This window comes from Pseudomonas sp. LRF_L74 (assembly GCF_965644255.1).
Lineage (GTDB): Bacteria > Pseudomonadota > Gammaproteobacteria > Pseudomonadales > Pseudomonadaceae > Aquipseudomonas.
In genome coordinates this window covers 1,004,087-1,021,323 of sequence record NZ_CBFFRH010000001.1, presented here as the reverse complement: position 1 = coordinate 1,021,323, position 17,237 = coordinate 1,004,087, and the positions used below count along the sequence as shown (strand labels likewise).

At 64.4% G+C, this 17,237-nt stretch carries 15 protein-coding genes; 8 read left to right on the top strand and 7 right to left on the bottom strand.

All coding sequences use genetic code 11. From position 1 onward, the window contains the following. Positions 1-31: 31 nt before the first annotated feature. From ACSZPK_RS04720 to ACSZPK_RS04705, 4 genes are all read right to left on the bottom strand, one after another. On the bottom strand, positions 32-1,141 hold the full coding sequence (locus ACSZPK_RS04720; RefSeq protein ID WP_437880220.1) for an ABC transporter ATP-binding protein: 1,110 nt from the start codon (positions 1,139-1,141) through the stop codon (positions 32-34). A gap of 210 nt (positions 1,142-1,351) precedes the next feature. Continuing rightward, on the bottom strand, positions 1,352-2,386 hold the full coding sequence (locus ACSZPK_RS04715; protein ID WP_437880219.1) for an ABC transporter substrate-binding protein: 1,035 nt from the start codon (positions 2,384-2,386) through the stop codon (positions 1,352-1,354). Positions 2,387-2,503: 117 nt separating this feature from the next. Continuing rightward, entirely contained in the window at positions 2,504-3,133 is a 630-nt protein-coding gene (locus ACSZPK_RS04710; protein ID WP_437880218.1) for a response regulator, read from the bottom strand. Next, positions 3,130-5,517: a PAS domain-containing sensor histidine kinase gene (locus ACSZPK_RS04705; RefSeq protein WP_437880217.1), complete on the bottom strand. Its 2,388-nt coding sequence runs from the start codon at positions 5,515-5,517 to the stop codon at positions 3,130-3,132. The genes ACSZPK_RS04710 and ACSZPK_RS04705 overlap by 4 nt, the downstream gene beginning before the upstream one ends. A 93-nt stretch (positions 5,518-5,610) precedes the next feature. On the opposite strand from ACSZPK_RS04705, the gene ACSZPK_RS04700 reads away from it, so the two are divergent. Then, entirely contained in the window at positions 5,611-6,594 is a 984-nt protein-coding gene (locus ACSZPK_RS04700; protein ID WP_437880216.1) for an alpha/beta hydrolase family protein, read from the top strand. Positions 6,595-6,656: 62 nt separating this feature from the next. Here ACSZPK_RS04700 and djlA read toward each other — a convergent pair whose 3' ends face one another. From djlA to ACSZPK_RS04685, 3 genes are read right to left on the bottom strand one after another with little or no spacing between them, the layout of a single operon-like run. Next, positions 6,657-7,430: a co-chaperone DjlA gene (djlA, locus tag ACSZPK_RS04695; RefSeq protein ID WP_437880215.1), complete on the bottom strand. Its 774-nt coding sequence runs from the start codon at positions 7,428-7,430 to the stop codon at positions 6,657-6,659. Then, positions 7,430-8,101, bottom strand: coding sequence for an N-acetylmuramate alpha-1-phosphate uridylyltransferase MurU (gene murU, locus ACSZPK_RS04690; protein ID WP_437880214.1), 672 nt, complete (start codon positions 8,099-8,101; stop codon positions 7,430-7,432). The genes djlA and murU overlap by 1 nt, the downstream gene beginning before the upstream one ends. Then, entirely contained in the window at positions 8,098-9,120 is a 1,023-nt protein-coding gene (locus tag ACSZPK_RS04685) for an aminoglycoside phosphotransferase family protein (RefSeq protein WP_437880213.1), read from the bottom strand. The genes murU and ACSZPK_RS04685 overlap by 4 nt, the downstream gene beginning before the upstream one ends. Before the next feature lie 123 nt (positions 9,121-9,243). Here ACSZPK_RS04685 and ACSZPK_RS04680 point away from each other — a divergent pair, with 123 nt between their 5' ends. The 7 genes from ACSZPK_RS04680 to glpE all read left to right on the top strand — a co-directional run bounded on the left by ACSZPK_RS04680 (position 9,244) and on the right by glpE (position 17,089). Continuing rightward, positions 9,244-12,039 (top strand): LPS-assembly protein LptD, encoded by a 2,796-nt coding sequence (locus tag ACSZPK_RS04680; protein ID WP_437880212.1) that lies wholly within the window; start codon positions 9,244-9,246, stop codon positions 12,037-12,039. Beyond that, positions 12,020-13,315, top strand: a complete 1,296-nt coding sequence (locus ACSZPK_RS04675; RefSeq protein WP_437880211.1) for a peptidylprolyl isomerase — start codon at positions 12,020-12,022, stop codon at positions 13,313-13,315. The genes ACSZPK_RS04680 and ACSZPK_RS04675 overlap by 20 nt, the downstream gene beginning before the upstream one ends. A 321-nt stretch (positions 13,316-13,636) precedes the next feature. Beyond that, positions 13,637-14,632 carry a 4-hydroxythreonine-4-phosphate dehydrogenase PdxA gene (pdxA, locus tag ACSZPK_RS04670; RefSeq protein ID WP_437880210.1) on the top strand — a complete coding sequence of 332 codons (996 nt, stop codon included), beginning with the start codon at positions 13,637-13,639 and terminating at the stop codon, positions 14,630-14,632. Between the two features lie 109 nt (positions 14,633-14,741). Beyond that, on the top strand, positions 14,742-15,551 hold the full coding sequence (gene rsmA, locus ACSZPK_RS04665) for a 16S rRNA (adenine(1518)-N(6)/adenine(1519)-N(6))-dimethyltransferase RsmA (RefSeq protein ID WP_437880209.1): 810 nt from the start codon (positions 14,742-14,744) through the stop codon (positions 15,549-15,551). Between the two features lie 7 nt (positions 15,552-15,558). Next, positions 15,559-15,939 (top strand): Co2+/Mg2+ efflux protein ApaG, encoded by a 381-nt coding sequence (apaG, locus tag ACSZPK_RS04660; protein ID WP_437880208.1) that lies wholly within the window; start codon positions 15,559-15,561, stop codon positions 15,937-15,939. Continuing rightward, entirely contained in the window at positions 15,939-16,763 is an 825-nt protein-coding gene (locus tag ACSZPK_RS04655) for a symmetrical bis(5'-nucleosyl)-tetraphosphatase (protein ID WP_437880207.1), read from the top strand. Before apaG ends, ACSZPK_RS04655 begins: the two co-directional genes overlap by 1 nt. Then, entirely contained in the window at positions 16,760-17,089 is a 330-nt protein-coding gene (gene glpE, locus ACSZPK_RS04650) for a thiosulfate sulfurtransferase GlpE (RefSeq protein ID WP_437880206.1), read from the top strand. Before ACSZPK_RS04655 ends, glpE begins: the two co-directional genes overlap by 4 nt. Positions 17,090-17,237 lie beyond the last annotated feature (148 nt).

The window sequence follows — 17,237 nt, the reverse complement described above, 5'->3', positions numbered from 1 at the left end:
CCAGTGCTGGTTGGTATTGCGCCGTGAGCTGTCAGTCCGCCAGAAGCGGATCGAGCGCACGGACGTGCTCCACTTGCCAGCCGAGCGGTACGACATCGCCAACCTGCAGGCTGGCGTCGAGCTCGGCAATCGGCTGTTTGACGAAGAAGTCAGGCTTGCCGCACACCTCGAGACGGATGCGGACGTGGTCGCCCAGGTAGATGAACTCGGCCACGCGCCCGGAGAAGCGGTTGGCGCACTGTTCGCTGGAGCCATTGAGACGCACGCGCTCGGGACGGATCGACAGGGTCACCGGCTCGCCCGGCTGGCCGACATTGATCGCCAGCGCCTCGACCTTCTCGCCGCGCGGCAGACCCACCACGCAACGCTCGCCATCACGACTGAGCAGTTGGCCGTTGAGACGGTTGTTCTCACCGATGAAGTTGGCGACGAAGGTGTTGCGCGGCGACTCGTAGAGTTCACGCGGCGGGGCGATCTGCTGGATCTCGCCCTGGTGGAACACGGCCACGCGATCGGACATGGTCAGGGCTTCGCCCTGGTCGTGGGTCACGTACACCACGGTCACGCCGAGACGTTCGTGGATGTGCTTGATCTCCATCTGCATGTGTTCGCGCAGTTGCTTGTCCAGCGCACCGAGCGGCTCGTCCATCAGCACCAGTTGCGGTTCGAACACCAGCGCCCGGGCCAGCGCCACGCGCTGCTGCTGGCCGCCGGAGAGCTGGGCCGGATAACGGCCGGCGAAGTTGTCGAGCTGGACCATGCCCAGGGCACGCTTGACCCGCTCGGCGACGTCGGTCTTGTTCATGCCGCGCACCGAGAGCGGAAACGCCAGGTTCTCGGCGACGGTCATGTGCGGGAACAGCGCGTAGTTCTGGAACACCATGCCGATGTCGCGCTTGTGCGGCGGCACGTTGTTGATCGAGCGCCCGGCCAGGAGGATCTCGCCATTGGTTGGCGTCTCGAAGCCGGCGAGCATCATCAGGCTGGTGGTCTTGCCCGAGCCGGAGGGTCCGAGCAAGGTCAGGAACTCGCCTTTGCGAATGTCCAGATTGAGGTCTTTGACGATCAGGGTCTCGCCGTCGTAGCTCTTCTGCACGCCACGAAAACTGACCAGCACATCGTTGGAAGGAGTATCGGCCATCACCGCACCTGTGGTTCTTGTCTGCTTGGATCAAGCGTAGTGGCACGGCTATGCCCTGCAAATCGGGCGCGATGACAAATTGCTATAAGGCGGCAGGAAGATGGTTTGTAGGGATTGCCCTACAAGGCAGGCACCCGCTTCAGGCTGCAAGTAAAGCGAGAAAACCGGGGAGCGCTTTCGCTTTGCTTGCAGCCTGGAGCCTTGGAGAGGCTATTTCGCCCAGGCCTCGAAACGCTTCTCCAGCTCCGGCCCATTGGCGGCCCAGAAGGCCACGTCCATGCCGACGGAGTTGATGATGTTCTGCGGCGCAGTGGGCAGGTTGGCCAGCACCTCCGGCTGCAATTGCGCGGAGGCGTTCAGGTTGACCGGGCCATAGGCGATGTTCTCGGCATACACCTTCTGTTGCGCCGGCTGGCTGGCGAACTGGACGAACTGCTTGGCCAGGGCGGTCTTCCAGGCGCCCTTGGGCAATGCCCAGTAGTCGAAGTCATAAATCCCGCCGCGCCAGCTCAAGGCCAACTGCGGCTGCTCGCTCCTGGCCGCGGCGATACGGCCGTTGTAGGCGGAGCTCATCACCACCTGGCCGCTGCCCAGCGCCCGCACCGGCTCCTGGCCGGACTTCCACCAGACGATCTGCGACCTGATCTCGTCCAGCTTCTTGAAGGCCCGCTCGACGCCCGCCGGAGTGGACAAAGTGGCGTAGACCTCATTGGGCGCGACACCGTCGGCCATCAAGGCGAACTCCAGGTTGTACTTGGCCCCCCAGCGCAGGCCGCGCTTGCCCGGGAATTTCTGCAGGTTCCAGAAGTCCACCCAGCCATCGGGCTGGCCTTTGACCTTGGCGCTGTTGTAGGCCATCACCGTCGACCAGACGAAGATGCCCACGCCGCAAGGCTGCAGGGTGCCAGGCACGTAGTCGCTCGCCTTGCCAAAGGCCGCAGGGTCGAGCGGCTCGAACAGCCCCTCCTCGCAACCACGGGCCAGTTCCGGCGCCTCGACCTCGACCACGTCCCAGGAGACGTGGCTGATATCGATCATTTCCCGCAGTTTGACCAGGTCGCCGTTGTAGGAGCCGCGTACCACGGTCGTCCCGGAAGATGCCTTGAAGGGGTCGTAGAACGCGACTTTCTGCGCATCCTTGTTGGCCCCGCCAAACGAAATCACCGTGATGTAGTCGGCAAGAGCGGATGCCGAGACCATCGAAGCGCCCATGACCACTGCGGCGCCGAAAACCTGCTTCTTCATCGTTGTTATCACTCCCTGAGTGCTGGCTGCCGCGATCATAGACCGGCGCGACGCGGCCGGCCACAGACAGATCGCCGCAAGCCCTGCACTAGAGGGTTTTCTACCTCTCTAAACGCACTACACCAGCTTGTGCTCCATCGCATAACGCACCAGGTCGGCCACCGAATTGCTGCCCAGCTTCTGCATCAGCCGCGCCTTGTGCGTGCTCACCGTCTTGCTGCTGATCGACAGGTGCTGGGCAATCTCGTTGACGCCCTCGCCCTGGACCAGGCGCTCGAACACCGAAAACTCGCGTTCCGATAGCAAGGCATGGGGCGGCCGCGAATCGGTCAGGCCAACCTCGAACACCATGCGGTCGGCGAGGTCCGGATCGATATAGCGGCCACCGGCCGCCACCTTGCGAATCGCAGTGAGCAGCAGCGCCGGGTCGCTGTCCTTGGTCGCATAGCCCGCCGCGCCGATCTTCAGCGCCCGTGCCGCCATCTGCGCCTCGTCGTGCATGGACAGCACCAGCACCGCTGGCGGATTGCTCAGAGCGCGGATGCGCGGGATGGCCTCCAGGCCGTTGACGCCGGGCATGGAGATGTCCAGCAGGACCACCTCGCACGCCACGCTGCGCAGGGTCTCCATCAGTTGCTCGCCGTTGCAGGCCTCGCCAACGACCTGCAGGTCCTTGGCCAGGCCGATCAACTGCTTGATGCCCTCACGGACGATGGTGTGGTCTTCGGCTACCAGGACACGGATCACGCTGCTTCCTCTCTATCGATTGCCACCCGCGCATACAGGCTGGTGCCCTCGCCCGGCTGGCTGTGTAGCTGCAAGGTACCGCCCAGCATCAGCATGCGCTCACGCATGCCGACCAGGCCGAAAGATTGCGCGCTGGTCGCGCCCGGCGCAAAGCCCTGGCCGTCGTCGCTGATGCTCAGGCACAACTGCTCGCCTTCGAGCTTCAGGCTCACCTCCACCGTGTGCGCCTGGGAATGGCGCAGGACGTTGGTCAAGGCCTCCTGCAGGACCCGGAACAAGCCGACCGCCTTGGCATCGGAAATCGACGGCGGCGACTCCGGCACATCCACCTGACAGAGGATCTGGCTGCGCGCCTCGAAGCGCCTTGCCTGCCACTCGATGGCCGAGCAGATACCGGCATCGAGGATCGGCGGGCGCAGGGCGGTGGCCACGTCGCGCACCAGTTGGAACAGGTTGGCGATCAGCTTCTTCATGCTGCCCAGGCGCTCGCGCAGGCCCGCATCGCGCTCGCCATAGGCCAGCTCGCACATCGAGGTTTCCAGCTTGAGCACGGTCAGCACCTGGCCCAGCTCGTCATGCACCTCGCGGGCGATGCGCGCCTTCTCTTCCTCGCGCACGCTCTCCAGGTGCGCGGACAACTCACGCAACTGGGCACGCGATTCGGCCAGTTGCAGCTCGATCTGCTTGTTCTCGCTGATGTCCCAGACCACCCCATCCCAGACCACCCGGTCTTCGTCGAGCTGCCGGGCGCGGGCACGAATGTCCGCCCAGCGCGACTCACCGTCGCGGGTGACGATCCGCCCCTGCCAATACCAGTCGGCAGCGGCGGCGAAGGCGTGATCCTGTACCGCGTGATAGGACGCCTTGTCATCCGGGTGAACCAGGCTGCGCAGGCCGAAACCCGGGGCCATGACCGTCGAGGCGGGGTAGCCGACCAGGCTTTCGCAACCGTCGCTGATAAAGGCGAACTCAGCCTGGGCATCGGCCTGGCTGCGCTCCAGGCGGAACACCAGGCCAGGCACGTTGGCGGCGATGCCCTTGAGCCGCGACTCGCTTTCCAGCAGCGCGGCATGGGCCCGACGGCGTTCGGTGACGTCGGTGATATACACCACCAGGTACTCCGCATCGCGAAAGCGCAGAAAGCTCAGCGACACGTCCGCCGGCATGCTGGAGCCATCGGCGCGCAGGCAATTGCTTTCGAAGCTGAGCGGGCCCTCTTCATTGCGCGCGCGACGCCACAGGTTCAACCAGCGATCCATGCTCAACGTCGGCTCCACCAGCACCAGCGGCCTGTCGTCCAGCCCCCCCTCGGCGTAGCCCAGCATCTGTCCGGCCGCCTGGTTGACGTAGCGCACATGACTGTCCCAATTGACCCAGAGGATGCCGACCGTGCTGTGGTCATTGGAGAACTGGGTCAGGCGCAGGGCATTCTCCGCCGCCTCGCGCACCGCCAACGCCTGGCGTGCGGCCAGCAGGCTGTGTTCCAGGCGACCACGCTGGCGGCGCACCACCATCAGCAACGTCGTGGTGATGCCCAGCAGGGTGAGCAGCAGCAGGCACAGGTTGCGCCAGAAGCGCGGCGAATCGCTCAGCCCTGGCGCCTTGGCCGTCAGCCAACGCTCCTGCAACTGCTCCATGGTCGCGACCGGTAAGGCCTGCAGAGCCGCGTCCATGATCCCGGCCAGCTCCGGCCAGTCAGCCCGGGTGCCGATACGCAGCAACTGCGGTGAGCCGATATCGGCGACCACTGCCAGTGGCACGAACTCCGCCTCCTGACTCAGACGGCTCAGTTGCGCCTGGTCGATCACCGCGAATCGCGCGCGCTGCTCCAGCACCGCCTGCAGCGCCTGGCGGTCCGAGGCCTGCGGCAGCAGGCGCAGGTTGAAATAGTTGCCGCGCAGGTAGTCGGCCACCGCGCTCGGCACCCGCGTGGCGATCAGATCATTCTCCTCCAGTTGCTCCAGCTCGATCCCCACGCCCCCCTGGCGCTCGCCAACCAGCAGGTGCGGGACGCGCAGGTACGGATCGGAGTAACGCCATAGGCGCAGTCCTGCCGGGCTCTGGCTCAGCCCTGGAGCCAGGTCGATGCGGCCCTTGCGCAGGGCCTCTTCCAGCGCCTGCTGATCGGCATAGCCATGCCAGTTGAATTCGACCGGCAGCCCCTTGAACACGGCTTCGAGCAACTCGACGCTCATGCCCGACAACTGCTGTCGACGGCGCTGGTACTCGGCATAAGGCGCCTGTAGCACAACACCGACGCGCAGCCGTGGATGCTCGGCCAGCCAGCCCCGTTGCGCCGGGCTCAGCACCGCCCCGGCGGGTACGGCGGCGGCCCACGACCAGGCCGGGCAAATCAGCAGCAGGGCCAGCACGATTGGTTTCATTGAATTGCGTTCCACGGCTCGTTCGGAGCGCCTGACAAACAGGGCGCGAGCGCTTAGTCTGCTCGAACCGACCGCCAGGCAGAAACCCCCGCGATGAAATCCCCCGTACGCCAGGTCCTGTTCGCCGCCACCATGGCGTTGCTGCCAGCCATGTGCCTGGCCGCTGACGAGCCCGCCCAGGCGCCAGCCGATGCCCCCCCGGCTAGCCCGCCGAACGAACGTGCCGCGCTGGCCGAACGCAGCGCCGAGCGGGCCAGTGCTCTCGAACGCCTGCTACCCAAGCGCGAACAGAAGGTGCTGAAAGCCGGCGACAGTGAATTCCTGTCCTTGTGGAAACCGGCCAACCGCGCCGAATCGACCGGTATCGCCATCATCATTCCAAGCGATGGCGAAAGCGCGAACTGGCCTCTGGCCGTGGGGCCGCTGCGCAACAAACTGCCCGATGCGGGCTGGAGCACCCTGGTCCTGTCCCTGCCGGATCGCCAGCCAGCGCCCGCGGAGACGTCGCCGAGCCCGCCCGCGCCGGAGCCGTCGAACGACGACAAGAGCACACCGCCGGCAACGACCGAAGCCGCCGACCCGCCGCCAGGCAGCGAGCCGGCCAACGCGGCCGTCGATGCTAGCCAATCCGCCCATCCCGTGGCCGATCCGGCCGAACGGGTTTTCGCCCGCATCGAGGCCGGCCTGGGCTTTGCCGAAGAACAGAAGACCAAGGCTGTCGTACTCGTCGGCCACGGCGAAGGCGGCTACTGGGCCGCGCGTTTCGTCGCCGAACGCAAGCCGGCGCAGGTCGCTCATTTGATCGTCATCGCACCGCAGGTGCCCGTCGGGCTCCAGCCTGCACTGGACGAGCTGGTGCCGGCATTGAACATCGCGGTGGGCGACTTCTACTACAAAGACAGCGCAACGGAGCAGGACGCCGCCCGCCTGCGCCTGCAAGCCAGCAAGCGCGAGAAGGACAAGCGCTACACCCAGGTCGCCCTGAACGCCATCCCTGGCAATCGCGACGACGAGCAGGAGCAACTCTATCGGCGTATCCGCGGCTGGCTGGACAAGCGGATTCCGGGAAGCAAATAAGCAGATCGCACGTCAGCAGGAACGGGCAATCTGTGCCGTTGCGGGATGTACGCTTGTCCTCCTCAAAACCCCCGCCGCGAGCGCACCAGCTCATAAGCCTGATGCAGCGCGCCGGTGCGTTCGGTGGCCGCGCGAATCTGTGCGGGCGTCGCCCCGGCGCCGGCGAGTTTGTCCGGATGATGCTGGCTGAGCAGGCGGCGGTAGGCGCGCTTGATCGCCGCCGGCTCTGTCGCGCCATCCACCCCCAGCAAACGCAGTGCCGCGTGATAGTCGCCTACAGGCGCCACGGAAGGTCGTTCTTGTTGCTTGGGCCGGTATTCGTCGGCCATGGCGCGCAGGGCATCCTGACTCCAGCCCAGCCAGCGCGCCCACTGGCGAATCAGCGCCTGTTCGGCGGCACTGACCCGGCCATCGGCCCAGGCCATTCGCCAGCAGGCGCGCAACAACACCTCGGCACGCTCCGGACGCTGGCGCAACGGTTCGAGCGGCGCCCGCATATCGTCCCGGCCCTGCTTGCCACGGGCGAATGCCTCCATCGCCCGGCGCCGGGCAGACTCATCGAGCCCCAGGCGCTGCATTTCCTCACGGGCCAGCTGGATATGCGACTCCAGGACTCTGCCGTCACTCTTGGCCAGGCGACCGAACAGAGTGAATAACAGGTCCTCGTCATCCAACTCGACTGCAGCGCCCCGAAAACGGCCACGCACAGCCGCCCAGGAGGTGAGCTTGAGACGGCGGTCAAGCACCTGCCCCAGCAACGCGCCCAGCAGCGCACCAGGAATGCTGGCCAGCGCCCACCCCGCCACGGCGCCGAGCAAGGTCACCGGCCAGAACATCAGGCCGCCCCCGCCAGCAGGCGCTCGACTTCGGCCAGGCGCTCATGGGTGCCAACGTCCACCCAGCGGCCGCTGAAGCGCTCGCCGCTGACCAGGCCCCTGGCCATGGCCGAGCGCAGCAAGGGCGCCAACTTGAACGCAGCGTCCGCGCAGCCGGCGAACAACGCGGGATGCAGGACCGAGATGCCGCTGTAGGTCAGCGTTTCCTGGCCTTCTTGCGCCTCGCTGACCAGCCCATCGAGCAGGCTGAAATCCCCACGAGGATGGTGCGCCGGGTTGTCCACCAGCAGCAGATGAGCCAGCCCGGCCAGCGGCCGGTTCAGGGAACCGAAGTCGAAGTCCGTCCAGATATCGCCATTGACCACCAGGAACGGTTCCTCGCCCAGTAAAGGCAAGGCGCGGAAGATGCCGCCGCCGGTCTCCAGCGGCTCCCCCTCGGGCGAGTAGGCAATGCTGACCCCCAGACGCGAGCCATCGCCGAGATGATCCTCAATCTGCTGGCCGAGCCAGGCATGGTTGATCACCAACTCGGTAAAGCCCGCCCTGGCCAGCGCCCGGATGTGGTACTCGATCAGTGGTACACCCCCGGCACGTACCAGCGGCTTGGGCGTGTGCAAGGTCAACGGACGCAAACGCTCACCCTTGCCGGCCGCGAGAATCATCGCCTTCATGCCGAACGTGCCTCATCCGGCAGGCTGGCCAGCAGCGACTTGAGCGTCGCGAGTTCCGGGCGGCGTTCGATCACTGCATCTATATAGGCAAAGAAGCGCGGCACATCGGCCACATACTTCGGTTTGCCGTCGCGATGGCAAATCCGCGCGAAAATGCCGATCACCTTGAGATGGCGCTGCAGCCCCATCAGATCGCTGTCGCGGTAAAACGCCTCGAAACGGTCAGGCACGGCGATGCCGGCCTCACGCGCCAGGCTCCAATAGCGTTCGAGCCAGGTGCGCACCCGCGCCTCGGGCCAACTGAGGAAGGCATCCTTGAACAGCGACGTCGCGTCATAGCTGACCGGCCCATACACCGCATCCTGGAAATCCAGCACGCCCGGGTCGGGCTCGCTGAGCATCAGGTTGCGCGGCATGTAGTCACGGTGCACGAACACCCGCGCCTGAGCCAAGGCGCTGCTCACCAGCAGATCGCAGACCTCCTGCCACTGGCGCTGCTGCGCCTGGTCCAGGTTCACGCCTAGGTGGCGCTGCAGATACCAGTCGGGGAACAACTGCAGCTCGCGGCGCAACAGCGCATCGTCGTAGCTGGGCAAGCCGAGGTCCTGCGGCAAACGCTGGAAACCGACCAGGGTGCGCAAGGCCTGCTCGAACAGGGCATCGGCATTGCCTGCATCGAGCACCTCCAGCCAGGTTTGCCGGCCAAGGTCGTCGAGCAGCAGGAAGCCACGCTCGATGTCCGCCGCCAGTACCCGGGGCACATGCGTGCCGGCATCGTGCAGCAACCCGGCGATGCGCACGAATGGACGGCAATCTTCCTGCGGCGGCGGCGCATCCATGACGATCAGGCTGCGCCCGGCTGCCTGCCAACGGAAATAGCGGCGAAAACTGGCATCGCTGCTCGCCGGGCTCAATGTGGCAGACGGCACTTCACCCCAGCCGAGAGAAGCGAACAAACTTGGCAAACAGTCGTCCAGCCAGCCTTGCAACTGCTGGAGGCGTACATCGTGATCAGGCATTACAGGGTCTCCGACGGCGCTAGCCGTGATGCGGGTCATGCTTTATTATCCGGGATCTTTTTCCGCCCATCGAGAGGCGTGCGGCCTTAAGGCCTACAGCGCGCAGGAAGCCGGACATACAAGATGGCAGTAAAACTCCCCATGTTCCGTAAAAAATTCCCGCTGCTGGTTACCGGCAGTCTACTGGCCATACAACCCATCGCCGCGCCGTTCTCCAGCGCCGCCGAGCAGTTCGCCTGCCAGGCGTCCACCGCCGGTGGCTGGGCCTGTAATCCCAACGAAACCTCCGGCGCACAACTGCCTCGGCCCAAGCATAACGAGTCATCGGTAAGCTCGACGGAGCCCGCCGGCGATGCCGAGGTCCAGAGCGCCGGCAAGGATGTCGCCACCACGCCAGCCCAGCAGCAGGCCGTCAAGGTCACCGAGAGCAAGGGCCGCGGCCTGAGCAGCCGCAGCGAAGACTACAGCCACCTGGACTGGGTTCCGCGTGACAAGCTGACCGCCGCCCAGCTCGCCGAAGTCGGTCCGTATTGCGAAGGCTCCTATATCGAGCCGCTACGCCCCGGCATCAGCGACAAGACACCGATGAACGAGGCGCCGACCTTCGTTTCCGCCAAGGCCTCGCGCTACGCTCAGGAGAGCCAGACCGCGACCCTCGCCGGCGACGTGGTCCTGCGTCAGGGCAGCCGCCAGGTCGAGGCCGACGAGGCGAACCTGCACCAGGCGGAAAACCGTGGCGAGCTGGTCGGCAATGTCCGCCTGCGTGACAACGGCGCACTGATCGTCGGCGACCGTGCCGAGATCCAGCTGGACAACGGCGAGGCGCAGATCGACAACGCCGAGTACGTGCTGCATCAGAGCCATATCCGCGGCAGCGCGCTGTACGCCAAGCGTGAAGACAGCGCCATCATCCGCCTCAAGGATGGCACCTATACCCGCTGCGAACCCGGCAGCAACGCCTGGCAGCTCAAGGGCAACAACGTCAGCCTGAACCCGGCAACCGGCTTCGGCACGGCGACCAACGTCACCCTGCGGGTCAAGGACATTCCGGTGTTCTACACCCCGTATATCTACTTCCCGATCGACGACCGCCGTCAATCCGGCTTCCTGGTGCCGAGCTTCAGCACCGCCAGCGATACCGGCTTCCTGATCTCGACGCCTTACTACTTCAACCTTGCGCCGAACTACGACGCCACACTCTATCCGACGCTGATGACCAAGCGCGGCCTGATGATGGAAGGCCAGTTCCGCTACCTGACCAAGAGCAGCGAGGGTGAAGTCGGCGCCGCCTTCCTCGATGACCAGGAAGACGAGCGCAAGCTGCAGTCCGAGTACGAGGACAAGCGCTGGCTGTATACCTGGAAGCACACTGGCGGCCTTGATTCGCGCCTGCTGACCGAGGTCGACTATACCGACATCAGCGACCCGTATTACTTCCAGGACCTGGACAGCAACCTCAAGGTCAGCAACGAAAGCTACGTCAACCAGCGTGGCACGCTGACCTGGCGCGGCGACAGCTTCACCGCGAAACTCAATGCCCACGCCTATGAAATGGCGACCATCAGCGACATCACGCCATACAACAAGCTGCCACAGGTGAGCATCAACGGCAGCCTGCCGTTCAACCCTGCTGGCCTGCAGTTCACCTACGGTGCCGAAGCGGTACGTTTCGAACGCAGCTTGCGCAATGGCAACTACATCGACGAAGACGGCAATCCCGAGACGTGGTACGACGAGCGCATCAAAGGCCTGGCACGCGCCAACGGCACGCGCCTGCACGTAGAACCCGGGGTGAGCCTGCCGCTGAACTGGTCGTGGGGCTATGTCAAGCCGACCATCAAGTACCTGCAGACCAACTACGACCTCGACCTGGACAGCCAGGGCGAGGCACAGATGGCCGCCAGCGGTGAGGAATTCAAGAGCAGCCAGAGCCGTGGCGTGGGCCTGTTCAGCCTCGACAGCGGCCTGTACTTCGACCGCGACACCCAGTACTTCGGCAGCAACTACCGGCAGACCCTCGAACCGCGCCTGTTCTATCTCTATGTACCGGAGGAAGACCAGAGCGACATCCCGGTCTTCGACACCAGCGAAACCTCGTTCAACTATGAATCGCTGTTCCGCGAGAACCGTTTCTCCGGCAAGGACCGCATCGGCGACGAGAACAAGTTGTCGTTCGGCGTGACCAACCGCTGGATCCAGGAAAACGGCTTCGAGCGCCAGCGCTTCCGCATCGGCCAGGCCTTGTATTTCGAGGACCGCAAGGTACAGATGCCGGGCATCGACTATCGCGACCGCCAGGACGCCACTGCCCAGGTTTCGCCGATCGCCCTCGACTACCAGTTCCGCTTCAACCGCGACTGGCGCCTGACGTCCGACTTCAACTGGGACCCGGACAGCAAGAGCACCCGTTCCGGCAGCGTGATGTTCCACTACCAGCCTGAAGACAACCCGGGCAAGATCGTCAATGCCGGCTACCGCTACCGCAATGACTCGGTGCACTACGACCAGTCCACCGGTACCTGGAAAGTGGGCGGCAGCGACTTCGGTGTCGAAGGCCAGCCTGGTTACATCAAGGATTACTACAAGATCAGCCAGCACGACATGTCGGTCATCTGGCCCATCGTGCCGCAGTGGAGCGCCATCGGCCGTTGGCAGTTCGACTACAACCGCAACCGTACCCTCGAGGCCTTCGGTGGCTTCGAATACGACAGTTGCTGCTGGAAGCTGCGCCTGATCAACCGTTACTGGGTCGATTACGACGAAGTCAGCCTGCGACCGGACGACAACAACTCCGGTGACCGTGGCATCTTCCTGCAAATCGTCCTCAAAGGTCTGGGCGGCGTCGTCGGCAACAAGACCGAAACCTTCCTCTCCAATGGAATCCAGGGTTATCGCGAACGTGAAGAACAAGCTTTCTGATTGCCTGCGCCCGCTGTTGCTGGGCGCCGTTCTCCTGGGCGCCAGCAGCGCCCAGGCAGCCGTACAACCGCTCAATCGTGTAGTGGCCATCGTCGACAACGACGTGATCATGCAAAGCCAGCTGGATGAGCGCATCCGCGAAGTCGAGCAGACCATGGCCAAGCGCGGCGCCCAGATGCCTCCCATCGAAGCCTTGCAACAGCAGGTGCTCGAGCGCCTGATCACCGAGAACCTGCAATTGCAGATCGGCGATCGTTCCGGTATCCGCATCGCCGACGAAGAGCTCAACCAGGCGATGGAAACCATCGCCCAGCGTAACAACATGAGCCTGGACCAGTTCGCCGCCGCCCTGCGCAACGACGGCCTGTCACTGCAGACCGCCCGCGAGCAGATTCGCCGCGAGATGGTCATCAGCCGGGTACGCCAGCGCCGGGTGGCCGAGCGTATCCAGGTCACCGACCAGGAAGTGCAGAACTTCCTCGCCTCGGACCTGGGCAAGATGCAACTGTCCGAAGAGTTCCACCTGGCCAACCTGCTGATCGCGGTCTCCGAAGGCGCGTCGTCGAGCGAGATCCAGGCAGCGGAACGCAAGGTCGCCGAGATTCACAGCCAACTGCAATCCGGTGCCGACTTCGGCCAACTGGCGATCGCCAACTCCGCCAGCGAAAATGCCCTGGAAGGTGGAGACATCGGCTGGCGCAAGGCCGCCCAGTTGCCGCCACCCCTGGACCAGGTGATCAGCAACCTGAGTGTCGGCGGCGTCACCGATCCGATCCGCACTCCGGGCGGCTTCATGATCATCAAGCTGCTGGAAAAACGTGGCGGCGACACGCTGGTCCGTGATGAAGTGCATGTGCGCCACATCCTGATCAAGCCCAGCGAGATCCGCAGCGAAGCCGAGACTAAGCGTCTGGCCGAGCGCCTCTATCAGCGCATCACCTCGGGCGAAGACTTCGCCGAACTGGCGAAGAGCTTCTCCGAAGACCCGGGCTCGGCGCTCAACGGTGGCGACCTCAACTGGATCGACCCCAACGCGCTGGTACCGGAGTTCCGTGAGGTGATGGCCAAGACGCCGACTGGCGAACTGTCCAAGCCCTTCAAGTCGCCTTACGGCTGGCACGTTCTGGAAGTCCTCGGCCGCCGCGCCACCGACAGCAGCGAGAAATTCCGCGAGCAGCAGGCCCTCAACATCCTGCGTAACCGCAAGTACGACGAAGAACTGCAGACCTGGCTACGGCAGATCCGCGACGAGGCCTACGTCGAAATCAAACTCTGATTTCGCGCCTCGCTGAGAAGCCCGGCTGCTGCCTCGCAGAGCCGGGCTTTTTTTCGCGCCGAGTTTCGGAAGGGTTAGAATCGCTGCACAGACAGCCGCTGACAGGCCGCTATTAGGCAGGAGCGGACATTCGTTACGCCGTCATTCCCGCGCAGGCGGGAATCCAGAGGACTAGAAGCATCTGGGCTCCCGCCTGCGCGGGAGTGACGGCTAAACACACCGTGTAAGAACGGTTATCGCACGATGTCCGCTCCTACCTCGCAGCAGCCACTAAAAACAATGCCTCGGCCGCCACTAGCCTGGCTCCCCGGAGAACATGCCATGACCACCGTTTTCGCCCTGACTCCCGGAGAGCCTGCCGGTATCGGCCCGGACCTGAGTCTATTGACCGCCCAGCAACGGCAGTCGCAGCCAGTCGTCGCCATTGCCAGCAGAACCGTACTGGCTGAGCGCGCTCGCCAACTTGCTCTGAAGATCGAGCTGATCGACGTGGGCCCCGGTAACTGGCCAGAGGCGGCAGCGCCAGCCGGCAGTCTTTATGTCTGGGATACGCCGGTAAACGCCCCCGTAGTGCCCGGCCAACTGGACAAGGCCAACGCCGGCTACGTCCTGGAAACCCTGGTTCGTGCGGGCAAAGGCTGCCTGGACGGCACCTTCGCCGGGATGATCACCGCGCCGGTCCATAAAGGCATCATCAACGAGGGCGGTATCGCCTTCTCCGGCCACACCGAGTTTCTCGCCGAGCTGACCCACACCGGACAGGTGGTGATGATGCTCGCCACCCACGGCCTGCGCGTCGCCCTGGTGACCACCCACCTGCCGCTCAAGGACGTTGCCGCTGCCATCACCCCAGAGCGCCTGGCCCGGGTCACGCGGATCCTCCACGCCGATTTGCGCGACAAGTTCGGCCTGGCCAATCCACGCATCCTGGTCTGCGGTCTCAATCCCCATGCTGGCGAGGGCGGCCACCTGGGGCGCGAGGAGATCGAAGTCATCGAACCGACCCTGGCACGCTTGCGCGAAGAGGGGATGGACCTGGTCGGCCCACTGCCCGCCGACACGCTGTTCACCCCCAAACACCTCGAACAGTGCGATGCCGTATTGGCGATGTACCACGACCAGGGCCTGCCCGTGCTCAAGTACAAAGGCTTCGGCGCCGCGGTCAATATCACCCTGGGCCTGCCAATCATTCGCACCTCGGTCGACCATGGCACCGCCCTCGACCTGGCAGGCAGCGGTCGAATCGATACGGGCAGCCTGAAGGTCGCCCTGGAAACCGCCAGTCAAATGGCGGCGGCTCGCGAAGAGCGCGCCTGATAACTGCATTTTTCCTACACTGGCAGGACTGCTAAGATCCGCCGTTCGCTTTTCCGCTTCCAGCTTCAAGCTTCAAGCTTCAAGCTGCTCCCACTGGAGCTGCCTTCAGATGTCCGAATACCAACACCGCGCGCGCAAGCGCTTCGGCCAGAACTTCCTGCATGACGCCGGCGTCATCCATCGCATCCTGCGTGCCATCCATGCGCGTCCGGGCGAGCGCCTGCTGGAGATCGGCCCCGGCCAGGGCGCGCTAACCGAAGGCCTGCTCGACAGCGGCGCCCAGCTCGACGTGATCGAACTCGACCTCGACCTGATCCCGATCCTCGAAGCCAAGTTCGCCGGCAAGCCGAACTTTCGCCTCAACCAGGGCGACGCACTGAAATTCGACTTCAACCGCCTCGATGCCGCGCCCGCCAGCCTGCGTGTGGTCGGCAACCTGCCCTACAACATCTCCACGCCGCTGATCTTCCACCTGCTGAGCAATGCCTCGCTGATCCGCGACATGCACTTCATGCTGCAAAAGGAAGTGGTCGAGCGCCTGGCCGCAGGGCCGGGTGGCGGCGACTGGGGTCGCCTGTCGATCATGGTCCAGTACCACTGCCGCGTGGAGCACCTGTTCAATGTCGGCCCCGGCGCCTTCAATCCGCCACCTAAAGTCGACTCGGCCATCGTCCGTCTTGTACCTCATGAGACACTCCCTCACCCGGCCAAGGATCATCGCCTGCTCGAACGCATCGTGCGCGAGGCGTTCAACCAGCGCCGCAAGACCTTGCGCAACACCCTCAAGGGCCTGCTCGATGCAAACGCCATCGAAGCGGCCCAGGTGGATGGCGGCTTGCGCCCCGAACAACTCGACCTCGCGGCCTTTGTCCGTCTTGCCGACCAACTGGCGGCGCAGATGGCGACCCCACAGGACTAGACTCTCAATGAGCCAAAGCGACTACCAGATCGACGTCAGCGTGGAAACGCGTTTTCTCCCGGACCAGTCCGATCCGCAGCAGAGCCGTTACGCCTTCGCCTATACCGTGACCATCCACAACAGCGGCGCCCAGGCGGCCAAGCTGCTCAGCCGCCACTGGATCATTACCGACGGCGACGGCAAGGTTCAGGAAGTGCGCGGCGCTGGCGTCATCGGCCAGCAGCCGCACATCGAGCCTGGCGCCAGCCATACCTACAGCAGCGGCACGGTAATGGCCACCCAGGTCGGCAGCATGTACGGCAGCTACCAGATGATCGCCGATGACGGCATCCACTTCGACGCCACCGTCGCGCCCTTTCGCCTGGCCGTTCCGGGGGTCCTGCACTGATGGCGACTTATGCGGTTGGTGATCTGCAAGGCTGCCTGACGCCACTCAAGTGCCTGCTCGAACATGTCGGCTTCGACCCGCAGCAGGACCGCCTCTGGCTGGTCGGCGACCTGGTCAACCGGGGTCCGCAGTCGCTGGAGACCTTGCGCTTCCTTTATTCGATCCGCGACGCGCTGGTTTGCGTGCTGGGCAATCACGACCTGCACCTGCTGGCCGTGGCGAACAACGTCGAGCGCCTGAAAAAGGGCGATACGCTGCAGGAAATCCTCGATGCCCCGGACCGCTCCGAGTTGCTCGACTGGCTGCGCCAGCAGAAGCTGATGCACTACGACGCCGAGCGCGACACAGCCCTGGTGCATGCAGGCATCCCACCGCAATGGACGATGGAAAAAGCCTTGCGCCGTGCCGCCGAGGTCGAGGAGGTGCTGCGCGACGATGCGCGCCTGCCCTTGTTTCTCGACGGCATGTACGGCAACGAGCCGGATCGCTGGAGCAAGGACCTGCATGGCGTGACGCGCCTGCGCGTGATCACCAACTACTTCACGCGCATGCGTTTCTGTACCGCCGATGGCGTACTCGACCTCAAGTCCAAGGAAGGCGTGGGCACCGCGCCCGCCGGCTACGCCCCCTGGTTCAGCCACCCGCAGCGCAAGACCCGTGGGCAGAAGATCATCTTCGGTCACTGGGCAGCCCTGGAGGCACGCTGCGACGAGCCCGGGATCAGCGCCCTGGACAGCGGTTGCGTGTGGGGCGGCAGCATGACCCTGATGAATATCGATAGCGGCGTGCGCCTGCAGTGCGCCTGCAAGGAGACTGGAACATGAGCGAGTTCAAACGCATTTCCCCGGAACAGGCCCAGTCCTTGCGCGACCAGGGTGCCGTAGTGGTCGATATCCGCGATCCACAGAGCTTCGCCAGCGGCCACATCAGCCAATCCCTGCACCTGGACAATCATTCACTGGCGGACTTCATCGCCCGGGCGGACTTCGACAAGCCACTGATCGTCAGCTGCTACCACGGTAACTCCAGCCAGGGCGCAGCCGCTTACCTGGCCAACCAGGGCTTCTCCGAGGTGTACAGCCTCGACGGTGGCTTCGAACTATGGCGCAACCAGTTTCCCCAGCACGTCAGTCATAGCGAAAGCGAATAAAAAAATTTTCTGACCGCAATCCCCCGTCATTGCTGCGCTCCAGCACAAGGGGGACGAACGGTCGCCCTCGCTAATTCGCTCCTCCACCTTGAACTTGCCGAAAGCCGACTACTCTTTAGTTCGAGGCCATCCAACAGGGAGAGCCGGC